The organism is Xanthomonas sp. LMG 12460 (assembly GCF_009192895.1).
Lineage (GTDB): Bacteria > Pseudomonadota > Gammaproteobacteria > Xanthomonadales > Xanthomonadaceae > Xanthomonas_A > Xanthomonas_A sontii.
This window is the reverse complement of record NZ_NKUH01000051.1, coordinates 29,896-54,950: the sequence shown is the minus strand read 5'-3', so window position 1 is coordinate 54,950 and position 25,055 is coordinate 29,896. Positions and strand designations below refer to the sequence as shown.

The 25,055-nt window shown below is 69.6% G+C and carries 25 protein-coding genes; 17 read left to right on the top strand and 8 right to left on the bottom strand.

Annotation, left to right across the window (positions count from 1 at the left end; genetic code table 11):
* Positions 1-105: 105 nt before the first annotated feature.
* Positions 106-1,209, bottom strand: coding sequence for a dipeptide epimerase (locus CEK66_RS11885; RefSeq protein WP_152237044.1), 1,104 nt, complete (start codon positions 1,207-1,209; stop codon positions 106-108).
* Positions 1,206-2,600 (bottom strand): SH3 domain-containing protein, encoded by a 1,395-nt coding sequence (locus CEK66_RS11880; protein WP_152237043.1) that lies wholly within the window; start codon positions 2,598-2,600, stop codon positions 1,206-1,208. Before CEK66_RS11880 ends, CEK66_RS11885 begins: the two co-directional genes overlap by 4 nt.
* Before the next feature lie 342 nt (positions 2,601-2,942).
* Here CEK66_RS11880 and CEK66_RS11870 point away from each other — a divergent pair, with 342 nt between their 5' ends.
* The 16 genes from CEK66_RS11870 (at position 2,943) to CEK66_RS11795 (ending at position 19,681) form a co-directional block, all read left to right on the top strand.
* The gene (locus CEK66_RS11870; protein ID WP_226978585.1) at positions 2,943-5,729 is read left to right on the top strand and encodes a TonB-dependent receptor; all 2,787 of its coding nucleotides are present in this window, start codon (positions 2,943-2,945) and stop codon (positions 5,727-5,729) included.
* Positions 5,730-5,816: 87 nt separating this feature from the next.
* A complete protein-coding gene (locus CEK66_RS11865; protein ID WP_152237041.1) occupies positions 5,817-6,617 on the top strand; it encodes an N-acetylmuramoyl-L-alanine amidase in 801 nt (266 codons plus the stop codon).
* A 113-nt stretch (positions 6,618-6,730) separates the two neighbouring features.
* The gene (locus CEK66_RS11860) at positions 6,731-7,660 is read left to right on the top strand and encodes a hypothetical protein (RefSeq protein WP_152237040.1); all 930 of its coding nucleotides are present in this window, start codon (positions 6,731-6,733) and stop codon (positions 7,658-7,660) included.
* A gap of 384 nt (positions 7,661-8,044) precedes the next feature.
* On the top strand, positions 8,045-8,827 hold the full coding sequence (locus CEK66_RS11855; RefSeq protein ID WP_152237039.1) for a hypothetical protein: 783 nt from the start codon (positions 8,045-8,047) through the stop codon (positions 8,825-8,827).
* A 154-nt stretch (positions 8,828-8,981) separates the two neighbouring features.
* On the top strand, positions 8,982-10,892 hold the full coding sequence (locus CEK66_RS11850; protein WP_152237038.1) for a peptidoglycan-binding protein: 1,911 nt from the start codon (positions 8,982-8,984) through the stop codon (positions 10,890-10,892).
* A 468-nt stretch (positions 10,893-11,360) separates the two neighbouring features.
* Positions 11,361-11,666, top strand: a complete 306-nt coding sequence (locus CEK66_RS11845) for a lysozyme inhibitor LprI family protein (RefSeq protein WP_017910734.1) — start codon at positions 11,361-11,363, stop codon at positions 11,664-11,666.
* A 65-nt stretch (positions 11,667-11,731) separates the two neighbouring features.
* Complete coding sequence (locus CEK66_RS11840) at positions 11,732-13,096, top strand: XVIPCD domain-containing protein (RefSeq protein WP_152237037.1); 1,365 nt, start codon at positions 11,732-11,734, stop codon at positions 13,094-13,096.
* Positions 13,097-13,292: 196 nt separating this feature from the next.
* Positions 13,293-13,982, top strand: a complete 690-nt coding sequence (locus tag CEK66_RS11835; protein ID WP_152237036.1) for a M15 family metallopeptidase — start codon at positions 13,293-13,295, stop codon at positions 13,980-13,982.
* Positions 13,983-14,011: 29 nt separating this feature from the next.
* Positions 14,012-14,209 carry a CPXCG motif-containing cysteine-rich protein gene (locus CEK66_RS11830; protein ID WP_010340161.1) on the top strand — a complete coding sequence of 66 codons (198 nt, stop codon included), beginning with the start codon at positions 14,012-14,014 and terminating at the stop codon, positions 14,207-14,209.
* Between the two features lie 79 nt (positions 14,210-14,288).
* Positions 14,289-14,678 (top strand): membrane protein, encoded by a 390-nt coding sequence (locus CEK66_RS11825; protein ID WP_017916398.1) that lies wholly within the window; start codon positions 14,289-14,291, stop codon positions 14,676-14,678.
* A 226-nt stretch (positions 14,679-14,904) separates the two neighbouring features.
* The gene (locus tag CEK66_RS11820) at positions 14,905-15,282 is read left to right on the top strand and encodes a hypothetical protein (RefSeq protein ID WP_017910738.1); all 378 of its coding nucleotides are present in this window, start codon (positions 14,905-14,907) and stop codon (positions 15,280-15,282) included.
* Between the two features lie 221 nt (positions 15,283-15,503).
* A complete protein-coding gene (locus tag CEK66_RS11815; protein WP_039729194.1) occupies positions 15,504-16,262 on the top strand; it encodes an HAD family hydrolase in 759 nt (252 codons plus the stop codon).
* A 148-nt stretch (positions 16,263-16,410) separates the two neighbouring features.
* Positions 16,411-17,001 (top strand): hypothetical protein, encoded by a 591-nt coding sequence (locus CEK66_RS11810; RefSeq protein ID WP_226977710.1) that lies wholly within the window; start codon positions 16,411-16,413, stop codon positions 16,999-17,001.
* A 391-nt stretch (positions 17,002-17,392) separates the two neighbouring features.
* Positions 17,393-18,754, top strand: a complete 1,362-nt coding sequence (locus tag CEK66_RS11805; protein ID WP_152237035.1) for a VOC family protein — start codon at positions 17,393-17,395, stop codon at positions 18,752-18,754.
* A 265-nt stretch (positions 18,755-19,019) separates the two neighbouring features.
* Positions 19,020-19,361: a hypothetical protein gene (locus CEK66_RS11800; protein WP_152237034.1), complete on the top strand. Its 342-nt coding sequence runs from the start codon at positions 19,020-19,022 to the stop codon at positions 19,359-19,361.
* On the top strand, positions 19,340-19,681 hold the full coding sequence (locus CEK66_RS11795) for an NYN domain-containing protein (RefSeq protein WP_152237033.1): 342 nt from the start codon (positions 19,340-19,342) through the stop codon (positions 19,679-19,681). The genes CEK66_RS11800 and CEK66_RS11795 overlap by 22 nt, the downstream gene beginning before the upstream one ends.
* An 87-nt stretch (positions 19,682-19,768) precedes the next feature.
* Here the strand turns inward: CEK66_RS11795 and CEK66_RS11790 are convergent, their stop codons facing one another.
* The 6 genes from CEK66_RS11790 to CEK66_RS11765 form a co-directional block, all read right to left on the bottom strand.
* Complete coding sequence (locus tag CEK66_RS11790) at positions 19,769-21,139, bottom strand: leucyl aminopeptidase family protein (RefSeq protein WP_152237032.1); 1,371 nt, start codon at positions 21,137-21,139, stop codon at positions 19,769-19,771.
* A gap of 49 nt (positions 21,140-21,188) precedes the next feature.
* The gene (locus CEK66_RS11785; RefSeq protein WP_017910744.1) at positions 21,189-21,905 is read right to left on the bottom strand and encodes an HAD family hydrolase; all 717 of its coding nucleotides are present in this window, start codon (positions 21,903-21,905) and stop codon (positions 21,189-21,191) included.
* 112 nt (positions 21,906-22,017) lie between these two features.
* The gene (locus tag CEK66_RS11780; protein ID WP_152237031.1) at positions 22,018-23,130 is read right to left on the bottom strand and encodes an AI-2E family transporter; all 1,113 of its coding nucleotides are present in this window, start codon (positions 23,128-23,130) and stop codon (positions 22,018-22,020) included.
* Between the two features lie 171 nt (positions 23,131-23,301).
* On the bottom strand, positions 23,302-23,796 hold the full coding sequence (locus CEK66_RS11775; protein WP_152180541.1) for a hypothetical protein: 495 nt from the start codon (positions 23,794-23,796) through the stop codon (positions 23,302-23,304).
* Positions 23,793-24,269 carry a phage holin family protein gene (locus CEK66_RS11770; RefSeq protein ID WP_152237030.1) on the bottom strand — a complete coding sequence of 159 codons (477 nt, stop codon included), beginning with the start codon at positions 24,267-24,269 and terminating at the stop codon, positions 23,793-23,795. Before CEK66_RS11770 ends, CEK66_RS11775 begins: the two co-directional genes overlap by 4 nt.
* A 7-nt stretch (positions 24,270-24,276) precedes the next feature.
* Positions 24,277-24,648, bottom strand: coding sequence for a hypothetical protein (locus tag CEK66_RS11765; RefSeq protein ID WP_010340149.1), 372 nt, complete (start codon positions 24,646-24,648; stop codon positions 24,277-24,279).
* Between the two features lie 173 nt (positions 24,649-24,821).
* On the opposite strand from CEK66_RS11765, the gene CEK66_RS11760 reads away from it, so the two are divergent.
* Positions 24,822-25,049, top strand: coding sequence for a hypothetical protein (locus CEK66_RS11760; RefSeq protein ID WP_152237029.1), 228 nt, complete (start codon positions 24,822-24,824; stop codon positions 25,047-25,049).
* The last annotated feature ends 6 nt before the right edge of the window (positions 25,050-25,055 follow it).

The window sequence follows — 25,055 nt, the reverse complement described above, 5'->3', positions numbered from 1 at the left end:
GTGCCCTTCAGTCGCGACGAGTGAAGCCATCCAATGACCGATTGCGACAGCAGTCGGGAATGAAGTCCCTCCCACAATTGCGACAGCCAGCCATGCGCGGCGCCATTACACCGACCGCGGCAACAGCTCCAACCCCTGGATCTCGCGAATCCCCAGTCCCGGCGCATCGCCAATCCGGATCTGCGCCTCGTCGAACTGCACCCCGCCCACCACCGGATCGAATGCGCCCAGCGACGGCCCGTCCAGGTCCACCTTGGTGATGACGTCCGCGCGCGCCACCGCCAGGTGCGCCGCTGCGGCCACACCGATGCTCGATTCGAGCATGCAGCCGATCATGCACGGCACCCCGTACACCGCCGCGATATCGGCGATGCGCAGCGCGTTGGACAGGCCGCCGGCCTTGATCAGCTTGATGTTGACGATGTCCGCGGCGCGCCGCTGCAGCAACGCGATCGCCTGCGCCGGTGAGAACACGCTTTCGTCGGCCATTACCGGGGTCTGCACGCGCTCGGTCACGTACTGCAGGCCGTCCACGTCGCCGGCCTTGACCGGCTGCTCCAGCAGTTCCAGCGTGACCCCGGCATGTTCCAGTGCGTGCATCGCCTGCACCGCCTGCTTCGGCGTCCAGCCCTGGTTGGCGTCCAGCCGAAGTTGCGCGCGATCGCCAACCGCGGCATGGATCGCCTTGACCCGTGCGATGTCCTCGGCGAGATCGGTGCCGATCTTGATCTTCAGCGCCACGAACCCGCGCGCCAGCGCCGACAGCGCGTCGGCCACCATCGTGTCCACGGCATTCACGCTGATGGTCAGGTCGGTGCTCAGGTGCGGCGTGCCGCCGCCGAGCAGGCGGTACAGCGGTGCGCCGTGCTGCTGCGCCCACAGGTCGTGCACGGCGATCTCCAGCGCCGCCTTGGCGCTGCTGTTGTGTTCCAGCGCGCCCTGGATCAGGCCGCGCAGGCGCTGCAGGTCGGCGATGTCCTCGCCGATCAGGCGCGGTGCCAGGCAGCGCTCGATCGCCGCGATGATCGCTCCATGGGTGTCGCCGGTGATCGGCGGCGTGGCCGGGGCGCTGCCATGCCCGATCCGGCCATCGTCGGTGTGGACCATGACCACCACGTCCTCGATCGCCTGCACGGTGCGCAGCGCGGTCTTGAACGGGGTCTTCAGCGGCACGCGCAGCATGCCCAGGCGGATCTCGGTGATCTTCATTCGGCGGTCGGCGCACGCAGGCGCTGGATGCGGGTGATGCGGTCGATGAACGGCGTGCCGTCGCCGAGCAGCAGCGGTTCCAGCGGCGTCACCGACACACCGTTGAGGCGCACGCGCTGCACCTGCCCGGCGGCGTCGCGGTAGCTGGCGCCGGCCACGTCGTGGATCACCCAGGTCTGGCCGTCTTCGTGGCCGATCACCAGCATCACGTGGCCGGGGATGTAGACCAGGTCGCCGACGCGCAGTTGCGCCAATGCCTGCCGCCGCTGCGGCAGCGGATCGGTGGCGGTGTAGGGCACCGCCGTCAGTGCGGGGCTGCGCGCCTGGTCGCCGGTGTTGCGCGGCAACTCGATGCCGAGGCTGCGATGCAGATCGACGACGAAGCCGCTGCAGTCGCGCGCGTCGTAACTGTTGCCCCAGCCGTAGCGCTCGCCGAGGAACTTGAACGCCTGCTGCAGCAGCATCTGCGGCGTGGCCGGCAGCGGCGCCTCGGCGACGTCGGCGCTGCGCGGTATCAGCGCTGGCACCAGGTGCAGGCGACCGTCACGGTCGCGCAGCGGCAACTGCACCACGTAGGCGGCCAGCGGCGACTGGCCGTTGACACTGTTCTGTGGCGGCCAGCCGCGCAACAGCGGCAGCGCGCTGCCCATGTCCAGTGCCACCTGCGAGGCCGCCGGCAGTTCCGGGGTGAACACGGTGGCCGCGCGCGCACCGGTGACCAGTAGCCGCGGCGTGCGTTGCGCGTAGGCGAGCACGCTGGCGCGGTCGCCCTCGGCGAGGTGGTTGCGGGCGATCCAGGCAGCGTAGTTGTTCGCCAGCACGAACAGCCACTGGCCATCGGCACTGGCGTGCAGGATCGCCACTGCAGTGCCCGGATAGAGCGCCGATTCCTGGAAGCGGTCGATGTCGCGATCGTCGCGGTCGCTGAACACGCGCTCGGCGGTCGGGAAGCGCCGCAGGTCGGCGCGTTGCACCACCAATGCATAGCGCGGCTGCACCTGCGCCGGCAGCGCGTCCAGCGCCAGCGCGCGCTGCAGCGCCTGCAATCGCGCGGCGTCCAGTACGCCGCCCTGGCTGTCGTACAGCGTGCGCGACGGTGGCGCCGACAGCGCCAGGATCTGCGCGCGCACCTGCGCGGCGGGCAGTTGCGTCGGCAGCGCCGTCAGGTCGTGCATCGACGGGTCGTCGCGCAGCAGCCGGGCGTTGAACGCGGCGCGCTGCGTCGCCTCCAGCAGCGGTGCCGACGCCGCCGGCAGCCGCGCGATCCAGTGCGCGGCCTGCAACTGCGCCGGCTGTGCCTGCAGCGGCATGGCCTCGGTGGCGCGTGCCGTGGCGATGGCGCCGCTCGCCGCCGCGGCGAGCAACAGGCACAGGCCGCGCATCGTGATCATGGGAACCCACTGTCTGGAAAGAAGGTCGGCGTGTACTACACGCCGACGCCAGGATCTTCGATTCCCGGTTTTTTTCTGTCAAGGCGCTGCGTTGACAGGTTTTGCGAGCGCGTGTTACATCCGACTGCACAGGGGGCGCGTGGCGATGGCGCTGGGGAACGTGCAGGCAGCGCACGGCAGCGCCGCGTCCGCTCGGCAAGATGCAGGAACCCGCAACACGATGGCCGCGTGCCGCGCACGCGCCATCGCCGTGTGCGTGGACGCCAGGGACAGGCGCTCGGCCGTGGCCGCGCCCGCGGCGTTCGCGCCATCCACCCACGCCAGCAGGAGAGCCGCGTGCCCATGCGAATCGTTCGTCGTCCTTTTCCCTTGCGGTCCGTGCGCGTGGCGCTGGCGTCGCTGACGACGCTGGTCGCGGCCTTGCCGGCCGCGGCGCAGGAACAGGCGGCGACGCCGCGCGATCTCGATGCGGTGCTGGTGACCGGCTCGCGCATCGCCCGCGCGCAGGTGGAAGGCCCGGCGCCGGTCACCGTCATCACCGCCGAGGACATCCGCAAGCAGGGCTTCGCCACGGTGTGGGAATCGCTGGGCACGCTGACCCAGTTCAGCGGCAGCACCTTCAACGAGAGCGACCAGACCGGCAGTTCGCCCAACGGCCAGTATCTCAACCTGCGCGGGCTGGGGCCGGGTTACCAGTTGATCCTGCTCAACGGCAAGCGCATGGCCGATTATCCGCAGCCCTACGGCGCCAACGGCACCGCGGTCAGCCTGGGCAGCATTCCGGCGGCGGCGGTGGAACGCATCGAAGTGATGAGCGGCGGCGCCTCGGCCATCTATGGCTCCGATGCGGTCGCCGGCGTGGTCAACATCATCACCAAGCGCGATTTCCAGGGCGACAGTCTGCGCGTGCGTGCCGGCACCACCACCCGCGGCGGCGGCGATAGCGGGCAACTGCAGTGGACCGGCGGGCGCCGCGGCGACGGCTGGAGCGTCACCTACGCCTTCGAGCGGCTGGATCGCGAACCCATCGTCGCCCGCCAGCGCGACTTCATGGATTCCTACGACGACCATCCCGCCAACAAGGCCGACCCCAGCTCGCCCAACGTGTCCATCTCCGGCGTGTATCTGCGCCGCGGCACCACCTATCTGTGGCCGCAGGCGGGCACGCTGTCGACCTCCCCGCAGGCGCTGGCCGCGGCCTGCGCCGCCACCAATCCGGCGTTCCGTCCGTACCGCACCAGCGACAGCCTGGCCGCGCCCAACCGCTGCGGCGCGTTCGACTACTACGCCGGGCGCTCGGTGCAGAACGGCTACGGCAAGACCTCGGCCTACCTGGCCGGCGATGCCGAACTCGGCCACGACGTGGTCGCCTATGCGCAACTGCTGGTCAACCGCGCGCAGGACAAGAGTTCCAGCCAGACCCACTACTACATCGGCGAAGGCGCGTTCACCGCCTACGATCCGGACTTGGGGCTGGTCACCGCGCAGCGCATCTTCCTGCCGGACGAGGTCGGCGGCATCAAGACCATCGACTACGACGAGCGCACCTGGAACCTCAACGCCGGCGTGCGCGGCAAGGCCTTTGATGGGCGCTTCGACTGGGATGCCAGTGTGTCGCTGTCACGCTACGACATCACCACGCGGCGCCCGCGCTTCCTCACCAACGCGGTGCGCGATTACTACTTCGGGCCGGTGCTGGGCTATCGGCCGGACGGCACCGAAATCCGCCGTGTGCGCCCGGACCGGTTGTTCGCGCCCGGCAGCCCGGCGTTGTACCAGCAGCTCACCACCGAGGTGGTCAGCCGCGGCGAATCGGCCACCGACCAGGCGCAGTTCGTGGTCAGTGGCGACCTGTTCGAGCTGCCGGCGGGCATGGTGCAGATCGCCACCGTGCTGGAAGCCGCGCGGCAGACCTACGACCTGCAGCCCGATCCGCGCACCACCGTCGACTACACCGGCAGCGAGCGCATCTACAACCTTACCCAGACACCCGGCGGCGGTCCGCGCAAGCGCTACGCCGCCGGCCTGGAACTGCGCGTGCCGATCGCCAGCCGGCTCAGCGCCACCCTGGCCGCGCGCTACGACGCCTACGACGACATCACCGCGGTCGATGGCGCAGCGACCTGGCAGGCCGGACTGGAGTGGCGCCCGTTCGACACGCTGCTGCTGCGCGGCAGCCATGCCACCAGCTTCCGCGCGCCTGACCTGCTGTGGATCTACGCCGGCACCAGCGCCAACAATCCCACCGTGGTCGACGAATACCTGTGCCGCCGCGACGGTCTGGATCCGTTGTCGGCGGCCTGCGCGAGCGCGCACGAGTATCAGACCTTCTCCACCCAGGCCTCCAATCCGCTGCTGCGCGAGGAGACCGGCAAGTCGACCACGCTCGGCGCGGTGTGGGATGTGCTGCCGGCGCTGTCGCTGAGCCTGGATTACTACCGCATCGAACTCAAGGGCCGGGTCGAAGCCATCTCCAGCGAAACCCTGTTGGAGAACAACGCCAACTGCCTGCTCGGCCGCGACCGCGCCGGCGCCGCGGTGGACACCGCCTCGGCGGCCTGCCGCTTCTACCTGGACGCGGTGACGCGCAGCCCCGGCACCGACCTGACCAGCGAAGGCCAGATCACCGCGTTCAAGACCTTCCCCATCAACCAGTCGCTGATGCGCACCGACGGCGTCGACGCCAGCCTGCGCTACGACCTCGACCTCGGCGCCTGGGGCACGCTCGGCCTGCAGGGCGGGCTGACCCGGGTGCTGCGGATGGAGGTGGCGCAGTTCGCCGGCGCCCGCCCGGTGGACGTGATGAACGACGTCGATTACCTGGCGTTCCGCACGCGCAGCAACTGGCGTGCGAACTGGAGCCGCGGCGACTGGTCGGCCAGCGTGTACGGCTACCGCTACGGCTCGCGGCCCGACTACGCCGAGCGCGGCCGGGTAGCACCCTACCTGGCGTGGAACCTCGACCTCGCCAAGCAGATCACCGACAAGGCGACCATCGGCCTGAGCGTGCTCAACGTGTTCGACGCGCTGCACCCGCGCGACGACACCTACACCAGCTGGCCGTACTTCCCGCGGGTGTACAGCGCGATCGGCCGGCAGTGGTCCGTCAACTTCAACTACCGCTTCTGAGTGCGCGCCGGTGAGCGTCGGCGCGTCCCTGCACGACGTCGCCGCGCCGATTGCGTACGCTTGTGCGTCGCCGACCAGGAAGTGTCCATGACCCGTGTTCCCGTGCCGTCCCTGTCCGCTGTGCGCCGGCTGTTGCTGCTGGCCACGCTCGCGTTGCTCGGGGCCTGCGCGCACGCGCCGCAGCGCAATCCGCTGGCCACCTGGGTGCCGTCGCCGAACTACGACACGCGCCGGCCGATCCTGATCGTCATCCACTACACCGACCAGCACTCGGTACAGCAGAGCCTGGACACGCTGCGCTCGCACAACAGCAAAGGCAAGGTCAGCGCGCACTACCTGATCGGCCGCGACGGCACGCGCTACCAACTGGTCGCCGACCAGGACCGCGCCTGGCACGGCGGCGCCGGACGCTGGGGCACCATCACCGACATCAACTCCGCCTCGATCGGCATCGAACTGGACAACGACGGCAAGACCCCGTTCGCGCAGCAACAGATCGCCAGCCTGCTGGTGCTGCTCGAGGACCTGTGCACGCGCCTGCGCATCCCGCGCACCCAGGTGGTCGGGCACGAGGATTTCGCGCCCTCGCGCAAGGTCGACCCGGGCCCGCTGTTCCCCTGGCAGCGTCTGGCCGAGGCCGGCTTCGGCCGCTGGCCGGCCGCCGACACGCCGCCGGCGCCCCCCGGCTTCGATCCGTGGCAGGCGCTGGCGCTGATCGGCTATCCGGTCGACGACCGGGCGGCGACCCTGCGCGCCTTCCACCACCACTACCGCGGCAACGACGCCACCGCCTTCGACGCCGAAGACCTGCGCATCCTGTACGCGCTGACCCAGCCGCTGCTGGCGCGCCCGCAGCCGGTGCCGGCGATGGAGCCGGACGCGCCCTGAGCCGGGGCGCTGCGGCCTGGGTGCCGGTCCCGACGGCGTGCACGCCTGTCACTTGGCGTCGCCGCGGTTCTTGGTAGCATCGCGCGCCAACGGACTCCAAAGGACGCAGTGCGATGAGGCGAGGAACCACGGCCCTGTGGGCGGCAACCTTCCTGCTGTTGGGCGGGTGCAAGGACAAGGCCGCCGATGCGCCGGCCGCGGCGCAGACCCCGGCGACGGCGAGCGCGCCCGCATCCGCCGCGCCCGCCGACGCGAGCGCCGCGGCGCAGCCGGCCGCCGCCGAGGTGCCGGCGCCGGGCCAGGTGCTGGCCGACATCTACGGCGCCAAGGGCGACGGCTCGGCGTCCTATGCCATCGACAACGGCGCGGTGGCCAGCTTCTGGTACGGCTACCGCTTCGACCTCGGCGGCAAGCAGTACTACACCGGTTTCGCCAATGCCACCGGCGGCAAGTACGCCAAGCCCGGGGACCCGGCCGGCGACCAGGACATGCCCGACCCGGCCGCGACCGTCAGCATCAGCCAGGCCACCTACGTGCTCGACAGCGCCGGCGGCAAGCCGGCCTGGACCCTGTTCCACGCGCAGCGCTGGGCCGGCGACTTCGGCTCCGACGGCAAGGCCGACACCCTGGACGAACAGCGCAAGCCGCAGAGCACCGAGACCAAGGATGGCCACCTGCTGCTGGCGCTGCCGACCACCCGTTTCGCCGACGGCATCACCAGTGCCGGCTTCGCGGTGTTCACCTTCGACCCGAACAAGAACGACCTTGGCGACTACAAGGGCTGGGTCTACCTGGGCACGGCCGCCGCCGGCGAGGACAACAGCGCCGCCTGCGACGACCAGGGCACCATGAAATGCGCCACCAGCACCGGCACGCTGAGCTTCGTGCCGCCGGCCAGCGGCAATGTGCCGTCGCTGCGGATCGCCCTGCAGGGCACGGCGGTGGAAGGGCCGGGCAAGGTGCGCACGCTGGGCCCCGCCGATGCCGTCACCTACACCTACGACTCCGCCAAGCAGCAGTACACCCCGCCGCTGGACCGCTGAACGGACGGCGCGCGGATGTGACGCGGCGCGCGCGGCAGCGGTGGTTTCGGGCGTAGGACCTGGTTTAAGATGCGCCCCACGGGGCCTGATGATCAGGCGAGTCATTCGCGAGCGGCATGGGATGCTGCACTCGCCCGAAATGCCGGCGTGGATTGCCGGCGTGCGGTTCGCCATGCGCGACCGCCATCACCGCCCCTGCTCGGGGCCGGCGTGCACGTCACCTTGTTCCGTCCGAAGCTGCGCCTGCGGGGAGTGTGCTCTCCGTGCAGCGCGCCGCGTCCGCGTCGTGCGCCGCCTGGGTCACGCCGGCCGCGGTAGCGGGGCGCATCGGAATGTGCAGGTGGGTTCTTCCGGCTTCTTCACCGAATACAGGATGTTCTGGACATGTCGAACGACAACAAGCGCGCCGCTCCCGAAGTGCCACCCGATGCGGGCAGCGTGCTGTACCTGATCTACGGCTGGGACGGCGATGGCGCCGTGTCCTACGAGATCGACAACGGTGCCGTGGTGAATTTCTGGGGCGGCCGGCATTTCGAGCTGGACGGCAAGCGGTACTACACCGGTTTCAGCTACGCCACGCCGGGCCGGTACGGCATCGACGATGCGGAAACCTTCCCGAACCCCGGCGAGGGCGTCTCGCTCGGTGCCGCGACCTTCCAGCTGACCACCCCGGGCGGCGAGCGGCCGTGGATGGTGCTGCATGCGCAGCGTTACGTCGGCAGCTTCGGCGCCTACGCGCGCGCCGATGCGTTCGATACCACCCGCGCGCCGCAGCAGCATGCGCTGGGCGATGGCCGGTTGCTGCTGGCCGTGCCGACCACCCGCTTCGAAAACGGCATCACCGAAGCCGGTTTCGCCATGTTCGTGTTCGATCCGAACCGGCACGACCTCGGCGATTACCGTAGCTGGGTCTACTGCGGCACGGTGGCGGCCGGCGAGGACAACGAGGCGGCCAGCGACCCGGACGGCGTGGTGCCGCACGTGTCCAGCAACGGTGCTCTGGAATTCCAGGCGGTGCCCGGCCAGCACATGCCGGCGCTGCGGGTGGCGCTGCACGGCACCGCGATCGCCGGTCCCGGCCGCGCGCGCCTGCTCGATGGCAGCGACGTCCTGCAGTACGCCTACGACCCGGACAGCGGCCAGTATCAGCCGACGCCCGTCGCATGACTCCACGGCGCGCGGCGGCGCGCCGGTGACGCAGCACCCGATGTTCCGCAGTACGCAATCGTTCTGTTGACCGCGCACTAACAAGCTCATGGACGAGCTCGGTTGACCCAGGCGGCCGCGATGGCCGTACCTCAACCTCAAGGAGTTACACGAGATGGCACGCGATACCACCAAGGCAGAGAATCTCGACATCATCGAGCGGGAAGCCAGGCAGCGGCAGATTCCGGTCGACGATTTCATGCGTTTCGCCTACATCGAAACCGGCGGCCGCTTCGACGAGCAGGCCAGCCGCGGTCCCAACAGCGCCAAGGGCCTGTTCCAGTTCACGCCCGGCGCCGCCAGCGCCTACGGCATCCGCGGTCGCGAGCTCGACGCGGTGGCCAACACCGATGCCGCCGCGCGCATGTACCAGGACAACCGCAACAGCCTGACCCGCCAGCACGAGCGCGACGGCCGCCCCTACCTGTCCGGCAATGCGCAGCCCGACGGCCTGGACATGTACATGGCGCACCAGCAGGGCGCCGGCGGCTATCGCTCGATCCAGACCGCGATCGCCACCGGCCACTTCGAGCTGAAGGGCACCCGCGCCAACATCCTCAACAACGTCCCCGGCGAAAAGGATGCGCAGGGCGCGCGCCAGTTCCAGGCCTACACCGGCACCTCGCTGGCCGACTTCAAGAAGCTGTCCGACCAGGACATGGCCAAGGCCTTCGTGAAGTACTGGGACGCCAAGTACGACCACATCGCGATCCCGGAAAAGGGCATCAAGCCGCTCGCCGAGGGCCAGGCCGCCCAGGCGCCCGCGCGCACGCCGGCACCGGCCGGCGGCAAGCAGGGCGGCCACGACGGCATCGCGCTGACCGCCGCCTACGACCTGGGCGTCAAGCACGACGACGTCAAGTACGCGATCAACGTCAAGAGCAGCAAGTACTACCACCCCGGCGTGGACGGCAAGCATCTGTCGCAGGGCTACATCGACTGTTCCGGCTGGGTCACCGAGCTGCAGAACGCGACGATGAACGAGATCAACCGCAAGGCCGGTCGCGACGTGTTCACCCAGAAGGACATGCTGGTGCAGGGCATGACCGGCTCCGGCGAGATCGTCAAGAAGGCCTACGACAGCTCCGGCGTGCTGCTGGAGGGCAAGGACGTGTTCAAGCCCGGCGCGCTGAAGGAAGGCATGGTCATCGGCGTGGATTCAGGCAAGACCGCGCACGAGCACTGGAAGGGCATCGACCACATCATGATGGTCGTGCGCGATCCCAAGAGCGGCGAACTGCTGGTCAGCCAGTCCACCGGCAGCAAGGGCGTCAACACCATGCCGCTGGACGACTACCTGGCCACGCATCAGAACGCCAAGCTGTTCGCCTCCGATCCGCTGGCCAAGGGCCGCGACCTGCTGCAGGACCGCCAGCAGACCCAGGCGCAGACGCAGGGCGCGCAGGAGCCGCGCACGGCGCTGAAGCCGGGCGAGCAGGGCGCCGACGTCAAGGCGATGCAGCAGCGCCTGATCGAACTGGGCGTCAAGGACGACCAGGGCAAGCTGCTCAGCGGCACCGGCTACTACGGCGATCGCACCAAGGAAGTGGTCGCCAACCTGCAACGCGAGAAGGGCCTGGCGCCGACCGGCATCGCCGATAAGGCCACCCTGGAGGCGATCGCCAAGCAGCCGGCGCAGGCCAAGTCCGACGCGGCGGCGCTGGCCGACAACCCGCTGTACAAGCAGGCCATGGACCACCTGCAGAAGCAGGGACCCAACGGCGGCTTCAAGAGCGCCGAAGAGATGCAGCGCGCCGCCGGCCAGGTCGCGTTCGAGGCCAAGGTCAGCGGCATGAACCGCATCGACGACCTGGTGCTCAGCGGCGACCGCCGCGGCCTGATCGCCGTGCAGCGCAATCCCGACAATCCGCACGACGTCAATCGTGCCTACGTGGACAGGCAGCAGGCCGCGGCGGTGCCGCTGGAGCGCAGCCAGCAGCAGCTGGCCGCCGAAACCCAGCGGCAGACGCAGGAGCAGGCGCAGCAGCCGGATCCGCAGCGCGAAAAGACCCAGGCGCCGCGCTGATCGGTCTCGCGGCAACGGCCGCCGTCGCGCGTTGCGCGGCGGTGGTCGTGCGTGGCGATGTCGAGCGCTGCGCAAGACCGCCGCGCATGCGCCGGCGCGACATTGCCCAACGCCGGCCAAACACGATCGCCTGCCATCGCGGCGTGCGATGGACAGTGTGCACGACGATCGATTAGAACCTCGCCTTCCCGCTCGCGCAAACGACAAGGACGCATTCCGACCATGGCCATCGCCAAGGCGTTCCAACACTCTTCCCTGCTGCTGTTGTGCGTGGCCGCCGCCGCGTGCAGTGCGCCGTCTTCCACCCCCAGCCAGACGCAGGCACCGGCCGCTCCGGTGGCGGACACTGCGGCCGCCGCGTCCCCTGCCGCCGCGCACGATGCCGGTACCCAGGGCGATGCGGGCGCGGCCACGCCGGCTGCACCGGCTGCGGCGCCCACCCCTTCCACCGCTTCAGGAGAATCCCCCGTGCTGCGACCGTCCTACGACACCTGCATCACCGCCGCCGGCGGCGCGACCCCGGCGATGCTGGACTGCATTTCCGACGAACACGCCTACCAGGACCAGCGCCTCAACACCGCCTACAAGGCGGCGATGGCCAAACTGAGTGAGGCCGAGCAGCACGCGCTGCGCGAGCGGCAGCGCAAGTGGATCGCCGAGCGCGACGAAAAGTGCGTCGCCGATCCGGACGGCGGCCAGGCCGAGCGCGTGGATGCGGCCGAATGCCGGCTGGAAATGACCGCGCACCGCGCCGACGAACTCGAAGCGCACTGACCACCCCTGTATCGAACCCGACGCGCGGCGCTTTCCACGCCGCGCGTCCTGCCAAGGAGAACGCGATGAGCGACAAGGATTGGGAACTGGGCCAGACCTCCAAACACTACGAGACCGGCGGCCGCGGCGCGTCGACCGTGTCCTCCGGCGTCGACGACCCGGGCGGCGTGTCCTACGGCTCGTACCAGATGACCTCGCAGACGACGACCCGTGAGGGCAAGGTCATCAACGGCGGCACCGTCGCCGCGTTCGTCAAGGACAGCAAGTACAGCGACGACTTCGCCGGCCTCAAGCCGGGTTCCGCCGAGTTCAGCGCCAAGTGGAAGGAACTGGCCAAGACCGACCCTGGCTTCGGCCAGGAACAGCACGACTACATCAAGCGCACCCACTTCGACAAACTGGTCGACCGGCTCAAGGACAAGGGCATGGACCTGTCCGACCGCGGCCCGGCGGTGCAGGACGCGATGTGGAGCACCGCGGTCCAGTACGGTCCGGGCAGCGACAAGAAGCCGGGCGGGTCCGGCGTGTTCCTGCGCGCCATGGAAGAGAAGTTCGGCAAGCAGGCGGATCTGTCCAAGATTTCCGACAAGGAGATCGTCAGCGCGGTGCAGGACTACAAGGCCGAGCACGTCAAGGAGCTGTTCCCGCGCGTGCACAAGCAGAAGACCCTGGACTCGCTGGAGAACCGCGCCGAGAACGAGAAGGCCGACCTGCTCAAGCTGGCCGACCTCGGCAAGACCGTGGCCAAGCCCGGCGAGCAGCGCGACGGGCACACCGCGCCGAAGCCGCACGACGGCCATCGCGAGCCGGCCGCGCACAACGGCGTGCTGGCGCGCAATGCGCAGGGCGAGGCGGTGAAGGGCCTGCAGGAGAAACTGGCCACGCTCGGCTACCTGGAGGCCAAGGATGCGATCGGCACCTACGGCCCGAAGACCGAAGCGGCGGTGGAGAAGTTCCAGCAGGACCAGCACCTGAAGGGCGTGGACGGCAAGGCCGGCCCGGAGACGCTGGGCGCGCTCGACCGCAGCGTGCAGCGGCAGCAGGGTTTGGAGCAACTGCGGCGCGACAGTCCGCTGTTCGACCAGGCGGTCGCGCAGCTGGAAAAGCAGGGCCGCAACGGTGGCTACGGCGACCGCGAGTCCATGCAGCGTGCGGCCGGGCAGTTGGCGTTCGAGGCCAAGGTCAGCGGCATGTCGCGCATCGACGACCTGGTCGCCAGCACCGATGGCCGCGGCATGATCGCGGTGCAGCGCAATCCGGAGAACGCGCACGACGTGCATCGCGCGTATGTCGATCGTCAGCAGGCGGCGACCGTGCCGCTGGAGCAGAGCCAGCAGCAACTGGCGGCCGAGACCCAGCGCCAGGCGCAGGAGCGGCAGGTGCAGGACCAGCAGCGCACCCAGACCCAGTCGCAAGCCCCCGGGCGCTGAGTCGCCCCGCGCAGGGCGGTCATCGGCACGCGCCGCTGGCCGCCCTGCCTTGCGCAGTTCGCATCGCGCGTCGTTGCAGGCGCGCGGCAGGACAGCGGCCGCGGCCATGGCCTATGCTGCACACATGCCGCATGACCGCTTCTGCCGCCACCTTTCTCCGTCGCGCCCCGGGCGCCGGGCTGGCGCGCTGCGCGCAGTGGGCCTGACGCTCGCGTTCGCCGTCGTGCCTGCTACGTTCGCGGTGGAACCGACCACCTCGCCGGCGACCACGCCGGAACAGGCGGGACTGGTCGACGTGCACACGCTGGCGCCGGACATCGCGATGGACATCCGCTACGCCGGCCACGACAACTTCACCGGTCGCCCGGTGCCCGGCTACGACGCGCCCAAGTGCTATCTGCTGGCGCCGGTGGCCAAGGCCCTGGCGCAGGTGCAACGCGACCTGCAGGCCAAGAGCTACCGCCTGCAGGTGTTCGACTGCTATCGGCCGCAGCGCTCGGTCCGCGCCTTCGTCGCCTGGGCGCGCGATCCGCAGGATCAGGTCGCCAAGGCGCGCTACTACCCCAAGCTCGACAAGGGCGTGCTGCTCGGCGACTACATCGCCGAACACTCCGGCCACAGCCGTGGCGCCACCGTCGATCTGGGTCTGCTGGACTGCCGCCAGGGCGCTTGCCGCGCAGTGGACATGGGCACCGGCTTCGACTTCTTCGACCCCAGCGCGCACACCGACACGCCGGCCATCGACGCCACCCAGCGCGGGCATCGTCAGCAGCTCCTGAAGGCGATGGCCGCGCGCGGCTTCGTCAACTATCCGATGGAATGGTGGCACTACACCTTCCAGCCCGAGCCCAGCCCCGGCGTCGCCTTCGACGTGCCGGTGCGCTAGCGCCTCCTCGTCTTCGCCACGGACCACCCATGACCGGCACGCACCAGTTCGTCGACCTGCAATGCCCTTACTGCGGCGAATGGATCGACGTCGCCCTGGATCCGTCGGTGGACGTGCAGCAGTACGTGGAGGACTGCCAGGTGTGCTGCAAGCCGATGCTGATGACGGTGCGCTGGGACGAGGACGGCGCGCCGGTGGTGAGCGCGATCGCCGAAAACGCCAGTTGATTCGCGTGCTGACGTGGCGCGGCGCACGCCGATGCGCGACAGCCTCTAGACTTGCGGCCTTGCCGACCGAGGACACCCGATGAACCTGCCGCTGCACTTCGGCCTGCTGGGCTCGCTGGAAGCCGGGCTGATCGCCTTGGCGGTCGGCTTCCTGGTGTATGCGCTGTGGCAATGGCTGGGCCGGCGGCTGGGCTGGTCCGAGGGCCAGCAACTCGGCGGCGCCTGCCTGATCGCGGTGGCGGTGTCGGCCGGGATCGACTGCTGGAACCTGTTCTACACCAGCATCGTGCGCCTGGAGTCGCCGCTGTACGCGCGCATCGCCCTGGCCAGCATCCACGATCCGGACGAACTGGGCTCGCGGGTGGTGCTGGAAGTGGCCGGCGCCCTCTCCGGCGTGGCCCTCGCGTGGGTTGTATTCAGGGCGCGTTCAAGCGAAAACGCCGGCGACGGCGGTCACGAAACACGCTGAAACAGACGTTTTCTTTCTGCAATCCAAACGTCTTGAATGGTCGCCTTACCGCGTGCTCACCGATCCCTAACCAGCGCGGTAGCGTGCTGCGCGCACGCCGTGGTTAACGAAGCGTTTTGCGGCGAATTTCGACAGGGAATGGATTCAGTCTGAGACCGGCACGGTAGCGCCGTGTTCCGGAATCGACCGGACATGCCACACCGAGAGAGCCAAGGAGAATCCACCCATGAACATTCGCACCCGCACCCCGCTGATCGGTACCGCCGCCCTTCTCGCCGCCGCGCTGGCCCTGCCGGCGTTCGCCCAGGACGCGCAGGCCGATGCCGCCGCGCAGGCGCAGACGCAGTCGTCCACCAGCGCCACCGGCCAGAGCGGGCAGGCCGGCGCGGCCTCCGGCGGCGCCCAGACCTGGGCCGACGTGGACGCCGACAAGGACGGCGCCATCAGCAAGCAGGAGGCGCAGGTCAACGCCGGCCTCAGCCAGATCTTCGCGCAGGCCGACGCCAACCACGACGGCAAGCTGACCCCGGACGAGTACAAGGCCTACGTCGCCAAGCAGCAGGGCGGCGCGGCGACCGGCAGCGACAGCAACGGCGGCCAGTAACCGGAGCGGTACCGGCAAGGCGGTCGCGCGGCGATGAGGACGCGCGCCGCCTGGCCGGGGCCGACCCTGGTGTACCACGAGCGACCCTGGTGTACCACGAGCCTCGTGGTGCACGCTGACGCTTCACCACGACGGCGGCCTTGGGCCGCCGTCGTGCGTTGTGCTGCAGGACAGTGCCTGTCGTCTATTGGTCGGCGACCCGCTGCTATGCTTGGCGGATGATGCCGACACCTACCGCCTTGCGTTCCTCTCCCATCGCCCTGGTCGGCTTCGACGGCGACGACACCCTGTGGAAGAGCGAGGACTATTACCGCGACGCCGAGGCCGCGTTCGAAGCCATCCTCGGCCAGTACCTGGACCTGCAGGACGCCGGCACCCTGCAGCATCTGCTGGCGGTGGAGCGCCGCAATCTCAAGGTCTTCGGGTATGGCGTGAAGGGCATGACCCTGTCGATGATCGAAGCGGCGATCGAGCTGACCGAGGCGCGCATTTCCGCGCACGACATCGGGCGCATCGTCGAGATCGGCCGCGCCACCCTGCAGCATCCGGTGGAGGTGATCGCCGGCGTGCGCGAGGCGGTGGCGGCGATCGCGGCCGAGTTCGAGATCGTGCTGATCACCAAGGGCGACCTGTTCCATCAGGAAGCCAAGATCGCGCAGTCCGGCCTGGGCGAGCTGTTCCCGCGTATCGAGGTGGTGTCGGAGAAGGATCCCAAGACCTACGCCAAGGTGCTGTCCGAGTTCGGTATCGGCGCCGAGCGCTTCGTGATGATCGGCAACTCGCTGCGCTCGGACGTGGAGCCGGTGATCGCGCTCGGCGGCTGGGGCATCCATACGCCGTACACCACCACCTGGGCGCACGAGGCCGAGCACGGGCTGTCGGCCGACGAACCGCGCCTGCGCGAAGTGGCCGCGGCCGCGGACTGGCCGCAGGCGGTGGCCGATCTCAACCGGCATGCGGCGAGCCTGCAGCGGGGCTGAGCCGCTGCCGCGTCAGGCGGCGTGGCGTACCGGCCTCTGGCCTTGTCGCGTAGGAGGGGCTTCAGCCGCGACACCGCCGAGCCTGCGGTGCACATCCCTGCCAGCTTGCCGCGCTGACAGCGCCCACTGCCTCCGGCAGAATCGACGCATGCCTCCGCTTCCGTCTCCTGCCGGTCTGTTCCTGTGCGCTGCCCTGTTGGCTGTCGGCCCGGCCATGGCGCAGGGGACGGTAGCGCCCGCGCGCGCCCCTGCCTTCGAGAGCGGGGAAACGGCACCGGTCGAGGTGCCCGGTACCGACGATGCCTGGATCGATCGGCAGTTGCTGGACATCGACCGCTACGCCGCGCGCTACCCCGACAGCTTCCTGGACGAGGTGGCGCGCTACGCGCAGATGCCGCGAGGCTATGCCGAGGTGCTGCTGCGCGAGCGGCGCTGGCCGCCGCGCGATGTCTATGTCGCCGCGTTCCTGGCCAAGGCCGCGGGACGGCCTTACCGCGAGGTGGTGCGCGCCCGCACCGCGGCCGGCGTCCCTGCCGGCTGGGCAGTGGTGGCGAGCGACATGGACGCGCCGCCCGGCTCGCTGGCCTACCGCGCGCTGCGCCATGCCATCGTCGCCAGCTACGACCACTGGGATCGGCCGATCGTGCTGGACGCGCTGTTGCGCCGGCAACTGGGCGACCGCGCCGCACGCGATCGCGCCGCGGCACAGCCGCAGGACGGATCCACGCGTACGCAATAAGCGCGGTGCAGCACAACGACACAGAGCGGCCGCCTGCACGTGCGCCCATGTCGTTGCGCGAACGTCCCGTTGCCCTGCACGGCATGCAGGCACCGGTATGCATCAACGTCAGCGCACACAAGCCCCTCTCCCCCCGGGAGAGGGGTTGGGGTGAGGGTCGGGGCGCGCAGCGCCCCAGGCAGTTTGGGTGCACAAGGCTGCGCCCGGATCCTCATCCGCCCCTGCGGGGCACCTTCTCCCGGCGGGAGAAGGAGACAGCGGTGCCGGCCACTCGCGTGCCGCACCGGTACGCGCCGCGCATTCATCCGCACTGGCCGCGCCGCCGCCACAGCGCGAGAATAGGCGTTCTGCCGGTCCTGCCGCCGGCGCCACCGCCGTCCCGGACCGCCCGATGACCAATGCCTTCGTTTCGCCCGACGCTATCCGCAGCCTGTTCGCGCAGGCCATGTCCGACATGTACCGCACCGAGGTGCCGCTGTACGGCACGCTGATGGAGCTGGTGGCGCAGGTCAATGCGCAGACCCTGGCCGCGGACCCGGCACTGGAGGCGCAGCTGCAGCGCAACGACGAACGCGCGCGCCTGGACCAGGAGCGGCACGGCGCGATCCGCGTCGGCACCGCCGAGGAACTGGCCACGCTGCGCCGCCTGTTCGCGGTGATGGGCATGGCGCCGGTCGGCTATTACGACCTGTCGGTGGCCGGCGTGCCGGTGCACTCCACCGCGTTCCGCCCGCTGGAGGCGGCGGCGCTGGCGCGCAATCCGTTCCGCGTGTTCACCTCGCTGCTGCGGCTGGAGCTGATCGAAGACCCGGCGCTGCGCGAGCAGGCGGCGCAGATCCTCGCCAAGCGGCGCATCTTCACCGACGGCGCGCTCGCGTTGATCGCGCAGTGCGAACGCGACGGCGGCCTGGCCGACGCCGACGCGCAGCGCTTCGTCGCCGAGGCGCTGGAAACCTTCCGCTGGCACAGCGACGCGACCGTGAGCCTGCCGACCTACCGCGCGCTGAGCGAGGCGCACAAGTTGATCGCCGACGTGGTCAGCTTCCATGGCCCGCACATCAACCACCTGACCCCGCGTACCCTGGACATCGACGCGGCGCAGGCGGAAATGCTGCGCCGGGGCATCGATGCCAAGGCGGTGATCGAAGGCCCGCCGCGTCGCGCCTGCCCGATCCTGCTGCGCCAGACCAGCTTCAAGGCACTGGAGGAAACCGTGCGCTTCCCCGCCGGCGCGGACGACGCCGAGGCCGGCACCCACACCGCGCGGTTCGGCGAGATCGAGCAGCGCGGGCTGGCCCTGACGCCGAAGGGCCGCGCGCTGTACGACGCGTTGCTGGAACGCGCACGCGCCGCCGACGGCAGCGCCGGTGCCGACTACGCCACGCGCCTGCAGGCGGCCTTCGCCGATTTCCCGGACGATTACGCCACCCTGCGCCGCGAGGGCCTGGGCTACTTCCGCTACGCACTGACCGACGCCGGTCGCGCCGCCGGCGCCGAGGCCCTGGCCGGAAAGCCGGCCGAAGCGCTGATCGCCGACGGCCTGGCCAGCGCCGACCCGATCGTCTATGAGGACTTCCTGCCGGTCAGCGCCGCCGGCATCTTCCAGTCCAACCTCGGCGGCGGCGAACAGCGCGCCTACGCCGCGCACGCCAACCGCGCCGCGTTCGAGCAGGCGCTGGGCGCGACGGTGCACGACGAGTTCGCCATCTACGCCGGTATCGAGCGCGATTCGCTGGAGGCGTTGGCGGGTTGACAGCTGTGTTCCTGTTGTCAACGGCGGTAAGACAAGGACGATGTCCGACGTCGTGGCTACTTGTCTCTGGATGTCCGAGGTTTGGTTGCACCACCAATGATGTCGCCTGATTTGAAACTGCCGGCGTCACTGGTAAGGGTTTCACTTGACGGTACCGTCGATTGGTATCAGTATTTGAACCGAAAACCGGCCGTTTGCAGGTGACATATAAGCGGGGCTTGCCCCCCACCTGCATCCGGCCATCTTATTGCCTAGGGAGATGGGCATGCATCGGCGCTTTGCCGTCCTGCTGGATGCGGGATTCATCAAAAGAAAATTGAAGTCGAGCGGTGAAGTTTCCGCCAACCGCATACAGCAACTTGTAGAGGCAATTCGCAAGCACGAATGCCTTCAGGATTGCCTTCTGCATCGCGTCTACTACTACGACGCTGCGCCACTTGGAAGATCGGTTGAGCAGCCTGTCACTGGCGAGGTCATCGAGTACGACAAGACGCCTGTGTTCCAATCCAACGTGGCCTTGGTGAGGGATGTTGCCAAGCTTCCCCATTTGCGCTTCGTCAGGGCGAATGCAGCCACGATGGTTGGATGGCAAAGTTCAAGTCGCTGAAGAGCGCGGGGAACTACGATGCCGGGTCTGACACGTTGAAGCTGAAAAGCTCGGACCTGAAACCGGTCATCAAGCAAAAAGGCGTGGACATGCGTATCGGCATGGATATCGCTGCCTTGACTCTAAAAAAGCATGTGGAAGTCATCGTACTTGTCACGGCAGACAGTGACTTCATTCCTGCAATGAAGTTTGCGCGTCGGGAAGGCGCGCAACTCTATTTGTTCAGTCTCGGCCATGGAACAAAAGAGGATGTGGTCGAGAACGCAGATCTTATGATTGTGTCGACAGCTAAATCTCTGATGGACGCGCTGGCGGCATGACCGGTTCCGCGCCTCGGAATTCGAAACGGATGGCGCGAGGTGCTGTGCTCGACAAGATCTAGGTCGCGCGCCGCGCTCCTGCCGGATTTACCCCGCGTAACGCGCCTTCAGCATGGCATATGCCGAACGCAGCGCCAGTGCTTCGCCACCCGCCGGGCGGCCGGGGCGGTCGCTGTCGTTCCAGGCGTACACGTCCAGGTGCGCCCAGGCCTGCCGCGCTGGCACGAAGCGCTCCAGGTACAGGGCGGCGGTCACTGCGCCGGCCATGCGCGAGCCGGCGTTGGCCAGGTCGGCGACCGAGCTGGTGAGATAGCGCAGGTAAGGACGCCACAGCGGCATGCGCCAGACCGGGTCGCGGGTGCGCTCGCCGGCGGCGATCCAGGCCTGCGCCAGCGTGTCGTCGTTGCAGAACAGTGCCGGCAGATCCGGACCCAGGGCGATGCGCGCCGCGCCGGTCAGGGTGGCGAAATCCAGGATCGCGTCGGGGCGCTGCTCGCCGGCGTAGGCCAGCGCATCGCACAGCACCAGGCGGCCTTCGGCGTCGGTGTTGTCGATCTCCACGCTGGTGCCCTGACGGGTGGCGATCACCTCGCCCGGGCGGAAGGCGTTCGGGCCGACGGCGTTTTCCACCGCCGGCAGCAGCACGGTCAGCCGCAGCGGCAGGCGCTGCGCCATCACCAGCCCGGCCAGCGCCAGCGCGTGTGCGGCGCCGCCCATGTCCTTCTTCATGTTGCGCATGCCGTCGGCCGGCTTCAGGTCCAGGCCGCCGGTGTCGAAGCACACGCCCTTGCCGACCAGCGCCACGTGCGGATGCGCCTCTTCGCCCCAGCGCAGCACCAGCAGGCGCGGCGCGCGGTGCGAGGCGCGGCCGACCGCGTGGATCGCCGGGAAGTTCTGCTCCAGCAGCGCGTCGCCGACGATGCTCTCGAACTGCGCGCCGTGTTCCTGCGCGATCGCGCGTGCGGCCTCTTCCAGTTGCTCCGGCCCCATGTGCTCGGTCGGCGTGTTGACCCAGTCGCGCACGCGCAGGCTGGCGGCGATCAGGTCGCACACTTCGGTCTGCGGCGTGGCCAGCAACTGTGCCGGCAGCCGCGGCGGTTGCTTGTAGCGGGCGAAGCGATAGCTGCCCAGGCCCCAGCCCAGGTGCAGGGTCGCCAGCGTGTCGGCGTCCAGCGCGCTGTCCACGCGCCAGGTGCTGCCGGCCGGCAGCGCGAACGGCGCATGCGCGTAGGCATACGCATCGCCGCGATCGCCAACGCCCAGCACCGCGGCCGCCACGCCGTCGGCACCCGGCAGCAGCAGCACGCTGCCCGGCGCGGCCATGAACTGCTGGGTGTCCATCCACGCCACCCACGCGGGCGATTGCGCCGCGCGCCATTCGGCCAGGTGCTCGCGGTCGAGCACGTACAGCGGCAGCGCATGGGTGGAGGCGTCGGTGAAGCCGGTCGGCAGGGACATCAGCGGATCCTTGGAAGAGGGAGAAGACCGGTGGGCGAGAGGGCGCGGATCAGGCGCGCGCCGCGTCGGCCGGCTGGGTCGCGTCCAGCCAGTCGGCCAGGCCGGTGAGGGTGTCGAAGTGCAGATCGGGTGGGGTCGGCGGATGCCAGGCCTGCGCCTCGCGGTTGATCCAGCAACCGCGCAGGCCGGCCTGCATCGCACCGACCACGTCGATCTCGATATGGTCGCCCACGTGCAGCACCTGTGCGCAGGGCAGGCCCAGGCGCGCGCAGGCGGCGCGGAAGATGCCCGGGTCCGGCTTGGCCGCGCCGTGTTCGCGGGCACTGAGCTGGAAGGCGAAATGGTGGTCCAGGCCGATCGTGGCCAGGTCGGCGTTGCCGTTGCTCAGCGCCACCACCGGCACGCGCGCGGCGATGCGCTCCAGCGCGGCGATGCTGTCCGGGTAGCACTCCACCTGATTGCGCGCGGCATGGAACACCGCATACGCAGGTTCCAGCAACGCTTCATCGGCGCCGCTGTCCTGCAGCGCACGGCGCAGGGTCAGCCGACGCAGTTCGCTGAGGTCGTGGTGCAGGTGCGGATGCGCGGCGAACACCGCTTCGCGCAACTGCCGCATCGCCGCGACCGGGAAGCGCGCGGCGGTGGCCGGGCTGTGCTGCAGCAGCCAGTCGTGCAGCACCTGCTCGATGCGCGCGCCGATCGGTGCGAACGGCCACAGGGTGTCGTCCAGATCCAGCGTGATCGCGCGGACGGGGAAGGAGGGCATGGAAGTCACCGGCGCATTTTACGCCAAGCGTCGCCGCCGCCGCGGGCCGGGCCCGGTAGACAGCACTCGCGCGCTTCCGCCAATCCCCAATCCCGACTCCCCAATCCCGGCCTCACTCCAGCAACCGCGACCAACGCTGCATGCCTTCGACCCGCGCCAGCACCATCTTGATGCACACCAGCAGCGGCACCGCCAGCAGCAGGCCGATCATGCCCCACAGCCAGCCGAACAGCATCAGCGCCAGGATCAGCATCAGCGGCGAGATCGCCATGCGCCGGCCGAGCACGATCGGCGTCACCACCTGGCCTTCCAGGGTGTGCAGCGCCAGGTACAGGATCGCCGGCAGCGCCGCGCTCAGCGGTTCGCGGAAGGCGACGAAGCCCATCAGCAGCATCAGCACCGCGCCGATCAGCGGCCCCACGTAGGGCGCGAAATTCAGCAGCGCCACCACCGTGCCCCACAGCAGCGCTTCCTGCGGCGGAATGCCCAGCAGGATCAAAATGCCGGCGAAGATCAGGCCGACCAGCGTATTGATCACGGTGATGGTCAGGACGTAGCGCGAGACCTCGCGTTCGATCGAGCGCAGGATCTCGGTAGTGAATTTCTGTTGCTGGCGGCTGGGCAGCAGCGCGATCGCATGGCGCTGCAGGTTCTCGCCGAACACCATGAAGAAGAACGTCAGCAACACCACCGCCAGCGCCGAGGCGGCCACTCGCGGGGTCCGCACCAGCGCCTTGTACGGGTCGTCCATCTGCGTGCGGATCACCTGCACGCGGCGTCCGCTCTCGCCGCCGGCGGCGCGGGCGAAGTTCTCCGCGGCCTGGTTGGCCTGCTGCATCGGCTTGGTCAGGTCGCGCACCTGGGTGGCGAGGTGGCGCAGCTGCGCCGGCGCCTGCTGCGCCCACTCGGCGGCGGGACCGGCCAGTTGCACGGTCAGCGTCGTCGCCACCGCCATGCCCGACAGCAGCACCAGCAGCGCGGCCAGGAAGCGCGGCAGGTACAGCCGTTGCAGCATGCGCAGGATCGGGTTGCCGACCAGGGCGAAGAAGGCGGCGAGCAGGATCGGCAGGATCACGTCCTGTGCGGCCCACAGGGTGTAGCAGACCGCCAGGGTGGCCAGCACCACCAGCGAGACCGGTCCGCGCGGGCGCGGAGCGGGCGGCGGCGGCAGGGGGCCGTGCGGGGCGTCGTCGGCGACGACCGCGGGATCGGGAACTGTGCTCATCGGACCTGCGATGCAGTGGCCGCGGCGCGCGCCGCAGTGCACGCGCCGAACGGCGTCGAAAAGGAAGCGAAGTGTAGGCCGGATCGTGGCCGGCGCGATATCAAGGCGGCGTGGCCGCCGCGTGCGCGCGGCGTGGCGGCCCAGGCCAGCCACGCGCCGATCCCAGGAACGTCAGTCCTTGCCCTGGCGCTCGGACAGGTCGGTGGCCGCTTCGGCCGCGGCGGGTTGCCCGGGGCGCGAGGCCATCGGCGGCCGCGGCGGCTGCGGGCGGACAGCGGATGGGGGAACGGGTGCAACGGGAGGCGGGGCCTGGGTGGCGGCATCCACGGCCGCATCCTGTGCGGTGTCCGCCGCTTCCTCGGCATCGTCGGAGGCGCGCTCGGCGTCATCGGACGCGCTCTTGGCGGTGGTGGCGTTGATCAGGCTGGAGAGCGCGCTGAGCATCTGCAGCCAGCGCGCGCCGCCGAGCTTGCCGACCACCGCCGCCGGTTCGGCGCGGCCGACCAGGAAGCCGGTGCCCAGGCCGACGATCACGATCCGCCACGGTGTCCAGCCTTCGCGCCAGACCTGCTGCAGGGTCGTCCAGTGCGTGCGCACCTGCTCCTGGCGTCCTTCCAGCACCGCTTCGGCGCGGGCGATGCGGTGCTGCAATTGCCGCAGGGTCATGGCGTGGCCTCGCGCTTGGCGACATCCTCGTCGCCGTCCTCGTCGTCGCCGCCGATGCCCAGCTTGGCCAACTGGCGGCGGGTGGCGTCGAGCTTGCTCATGTCGAAGTAGCGCAGCGCCTGCCAGGCGCCGAGCGCGGTGACCACCAGGCTGAAGGCCGCAGTCGCCGAGATCGACGCCAGCCACGACCAGCCCATGCGCTGCAGCAGGGCGATCATCGCGCCCATCAGCAGCATCCAGGCCGAGGCGCCGAACGCCACCGACACGGTCAGCCACACCAGTGCCCGCGCCAGTGCGGCGCGGGCCAGGGCGAAGTCCGCGGCCACCAGCTTGCGCAGCGCGCGGCCGGTGTCCAGGGTGGCATTGAGTCCTTCGCGCCCGGCCGTGCCGAGCGCGCGGAAGGATTCCTCCAGCGACGGTGCGGCCGCGGCGTCTGCCGGGGCGCCGTCGGTGCGGGCCTGCTCCTCGCTCACGCGCGGCTTACTTGTCGCCGCCGCTGCGCGCCAGCTTGGCGATGATCCAGCCGGTGGCGAAGGCCACGCCGAACGAGGCCAGCGGACGCTCGCGGATCAGCTCGGCCGCGCTGTCGATCAGGTCGCGGCCCTTGTCCAGCAGCACGTCCACCTGCTCCTTCGCCGCCGCGCCGCCGAACTCGGCTGCCGCCAGTCCGGACAGCGCGCTGTCGGACAGCTCGGCCTTGACGTTGGCCTTGCCCAGCTTCAGTTCTTCGCCGGCGGCACCGGCAGCGCCCTTGATCGCATCGCCGGCATAGCTGGCCGCGGACTTCAGGTGCGCGCCGGCTTCGCTCAGGTTGTCCTTGAGGTTCTCGGTATTGGTCGGGCTGGCATTCATGGGCATGTCTCCTCTGGGGTTTGGGGGCCTGCCGTCCGCCGATGCGGACGCTGCGCAGAACGGGCGACACCAATACCATCGGCGGGGTGTACGGGGTGTTAGCTCGTCGCCGCAGGCAGTGCGCCATAGTGTCGGCGCTCGCCGCCGAGCGGCCAAGTCCCGGAGTGACTGTCATGCACGCGTACGGCAACCGGAGCGGCCATGCCGGGGTGGTCGCCTACGCCAGCGGCCCGGACTGGATCGTGCTGCGCTTCGCCGACGGCGCCACCTACCGCTACGACCGTCAGCATCCCGGCCTGCTCCAGGTCATGGAGATGCAGCGCCTGGCCGCCGCCGGGCGCGGTCTCACCACCTACTTGAACCAGCACGTGCGCGACGATTACGCCGCGCGCCTGGACTGAGCGCGC

Coding starts and splice junctions, on each gene's coding strand:
- CEK66_RS11885 (WP_152237044.1), bottom strand. CDS start 1,209: ATGAAGATCACCGAGATCCGCCTGGGCATGCTGCGCGTGCCGCTGAAG.
- CEK66_RS11880 (WP_152237043.1), bottom strand. CDS start 2,600: ATGATCACGATGCGCGGCCTGTGCCTGTTGCTCGCCGCGGCGGCGAGC.
- CEK66_RS11870 (WP_226978585.1), top strand. CDS start 2,943: ATGCGAATCGTTCGTCGTCCTTTTCCCTTGCGGTCCGTGCGCGTGGCG.
- CEK66_RS11865 (WP_152237041.1), top strand. CDS start 5,817: ATGACCCGTGTTCCCGTGCCGTCCCTGTCCGCTGTGCGCCGGCTGTTG.
- CEK66_RS11860 (WP_152237040.1), top strand. CDS start 6,731: ATGAGGCGAGGAACCACGGCCCTGTGGGCGGCAACCTTCCTGCTGTTG.
- CEK66_RS11855 (WP_152237039.1), top strand. CDS start 8,045: ATGTCGAACGACAACAAGCGCGCCGCTCCCGAAGTGCCACCCGATGCG.
- CEK66_RS11850 (WP_152237038.1), top strand. CDS start 8,982: ATGGCACGCGATACCACCAAGGCAGAGAATCTCGACATCATCGAGCGG.
- CEK66_RS11840 (WP_152237037.1), top strand. CDS start 11,732: ATGAGCGACAAGGATTGGGAACTGGGCCAGACCTCCAAACACTACGAG.
- CEK66_RS11830 (WP_010340161.1), top strand. CDS start 14,012: ATGACCGGCACGCACCAGTTCGTCGACCTGCAATGCCCTTACTGCGGC.
- CEK66_RS11825 (WP_017916398.1), top strand. CDS start 14,289: ATGAACCTGCCGCTGCACTTCGGCCTGCTGGGCTCGCTGGAAGCCGGG.
- CEK66_RS11820 (WP_017910738.1), top strand. CDS start 14,905: ATGAACATTCGCACCCGCACCCCGCTGATCGGTACCGCCGCCCTTCTC.
- CEK66_RS11815 (WP_039729194.1), top strand. CDS start 15,504: ATGCCGACACCTACCGCCTTGCGTTCCTCTCCCATCGCCCTGGTCGGC.
- CEK66_RS11810 (WP_226977710.1), top strand. CDS start 16,411: ATGCCTCCGCTTCCGTCTCCTGCCGGTCTGTTCCTGTGCGCTGCCCTG.
- CEK66_RS11805 (WP_152237035.1), top strand. CDS start 17,393: ATGACCAATGCCTTCGTTTCGCCCGACGCTATCCGCAGCCTGTTCGCG.
- CEK66_RS11800 (WP_152237034.1), top strand. CDS start 19,020: ATGCATCGGCGCTTTGCCGTCCTGCTGGATGCGGGATTCATCAAAAGA.
- CEK66_RS11795 (WP_152237033.1), top strand. CDS start 19,340: ATGGCAAAGTTCAAGTCGCTGAAGAGCGCGGGGAACTACGATGCCGGG.
- CEK66_RS11790 (WP_152237032.1), bottom strand. CDS start 21,139: ATGTCCCTGCCGACCGGCTTCACCGACGCCTCCACCCATGCGCTGCCG.
- CEK66_RS11785 (WP_017910744.1), bottom strand. CDS start 21,905: ATGCCCTCCTTCCCCGTCCGCGCGATCACGCTGGATCTGGACGACACC.
- CEK66_RS11780 (WP_152237031.1), bottom strand. CDS start 23,130: ATGAGCACAGTTCCCGATCCCGCGGTCGTCGCCGACGACGCCCCGCAC.
- CEK66_RS11775 (WP_152180541.1), bottom strand. CDS start 23,796: ATGACCCTGCGGCAATTGCAGCACCGCATCGCCCGCGCCGAAGCGGTG.
- CEK66_RS11765 (WP_010340149.1), bottom strand. CDS start 24,648: ATGAATGCCAGCCCGACCAATACCGAGAACCTCAAGGACAACCTGAGC.
- CEK66_RS11760 (WP_152237029.1), top strand. CDS start 24,822: ATGCACGCGTACGGCAACCGGAGCGGCCATGCCGGGGTGGTCGCCTAC.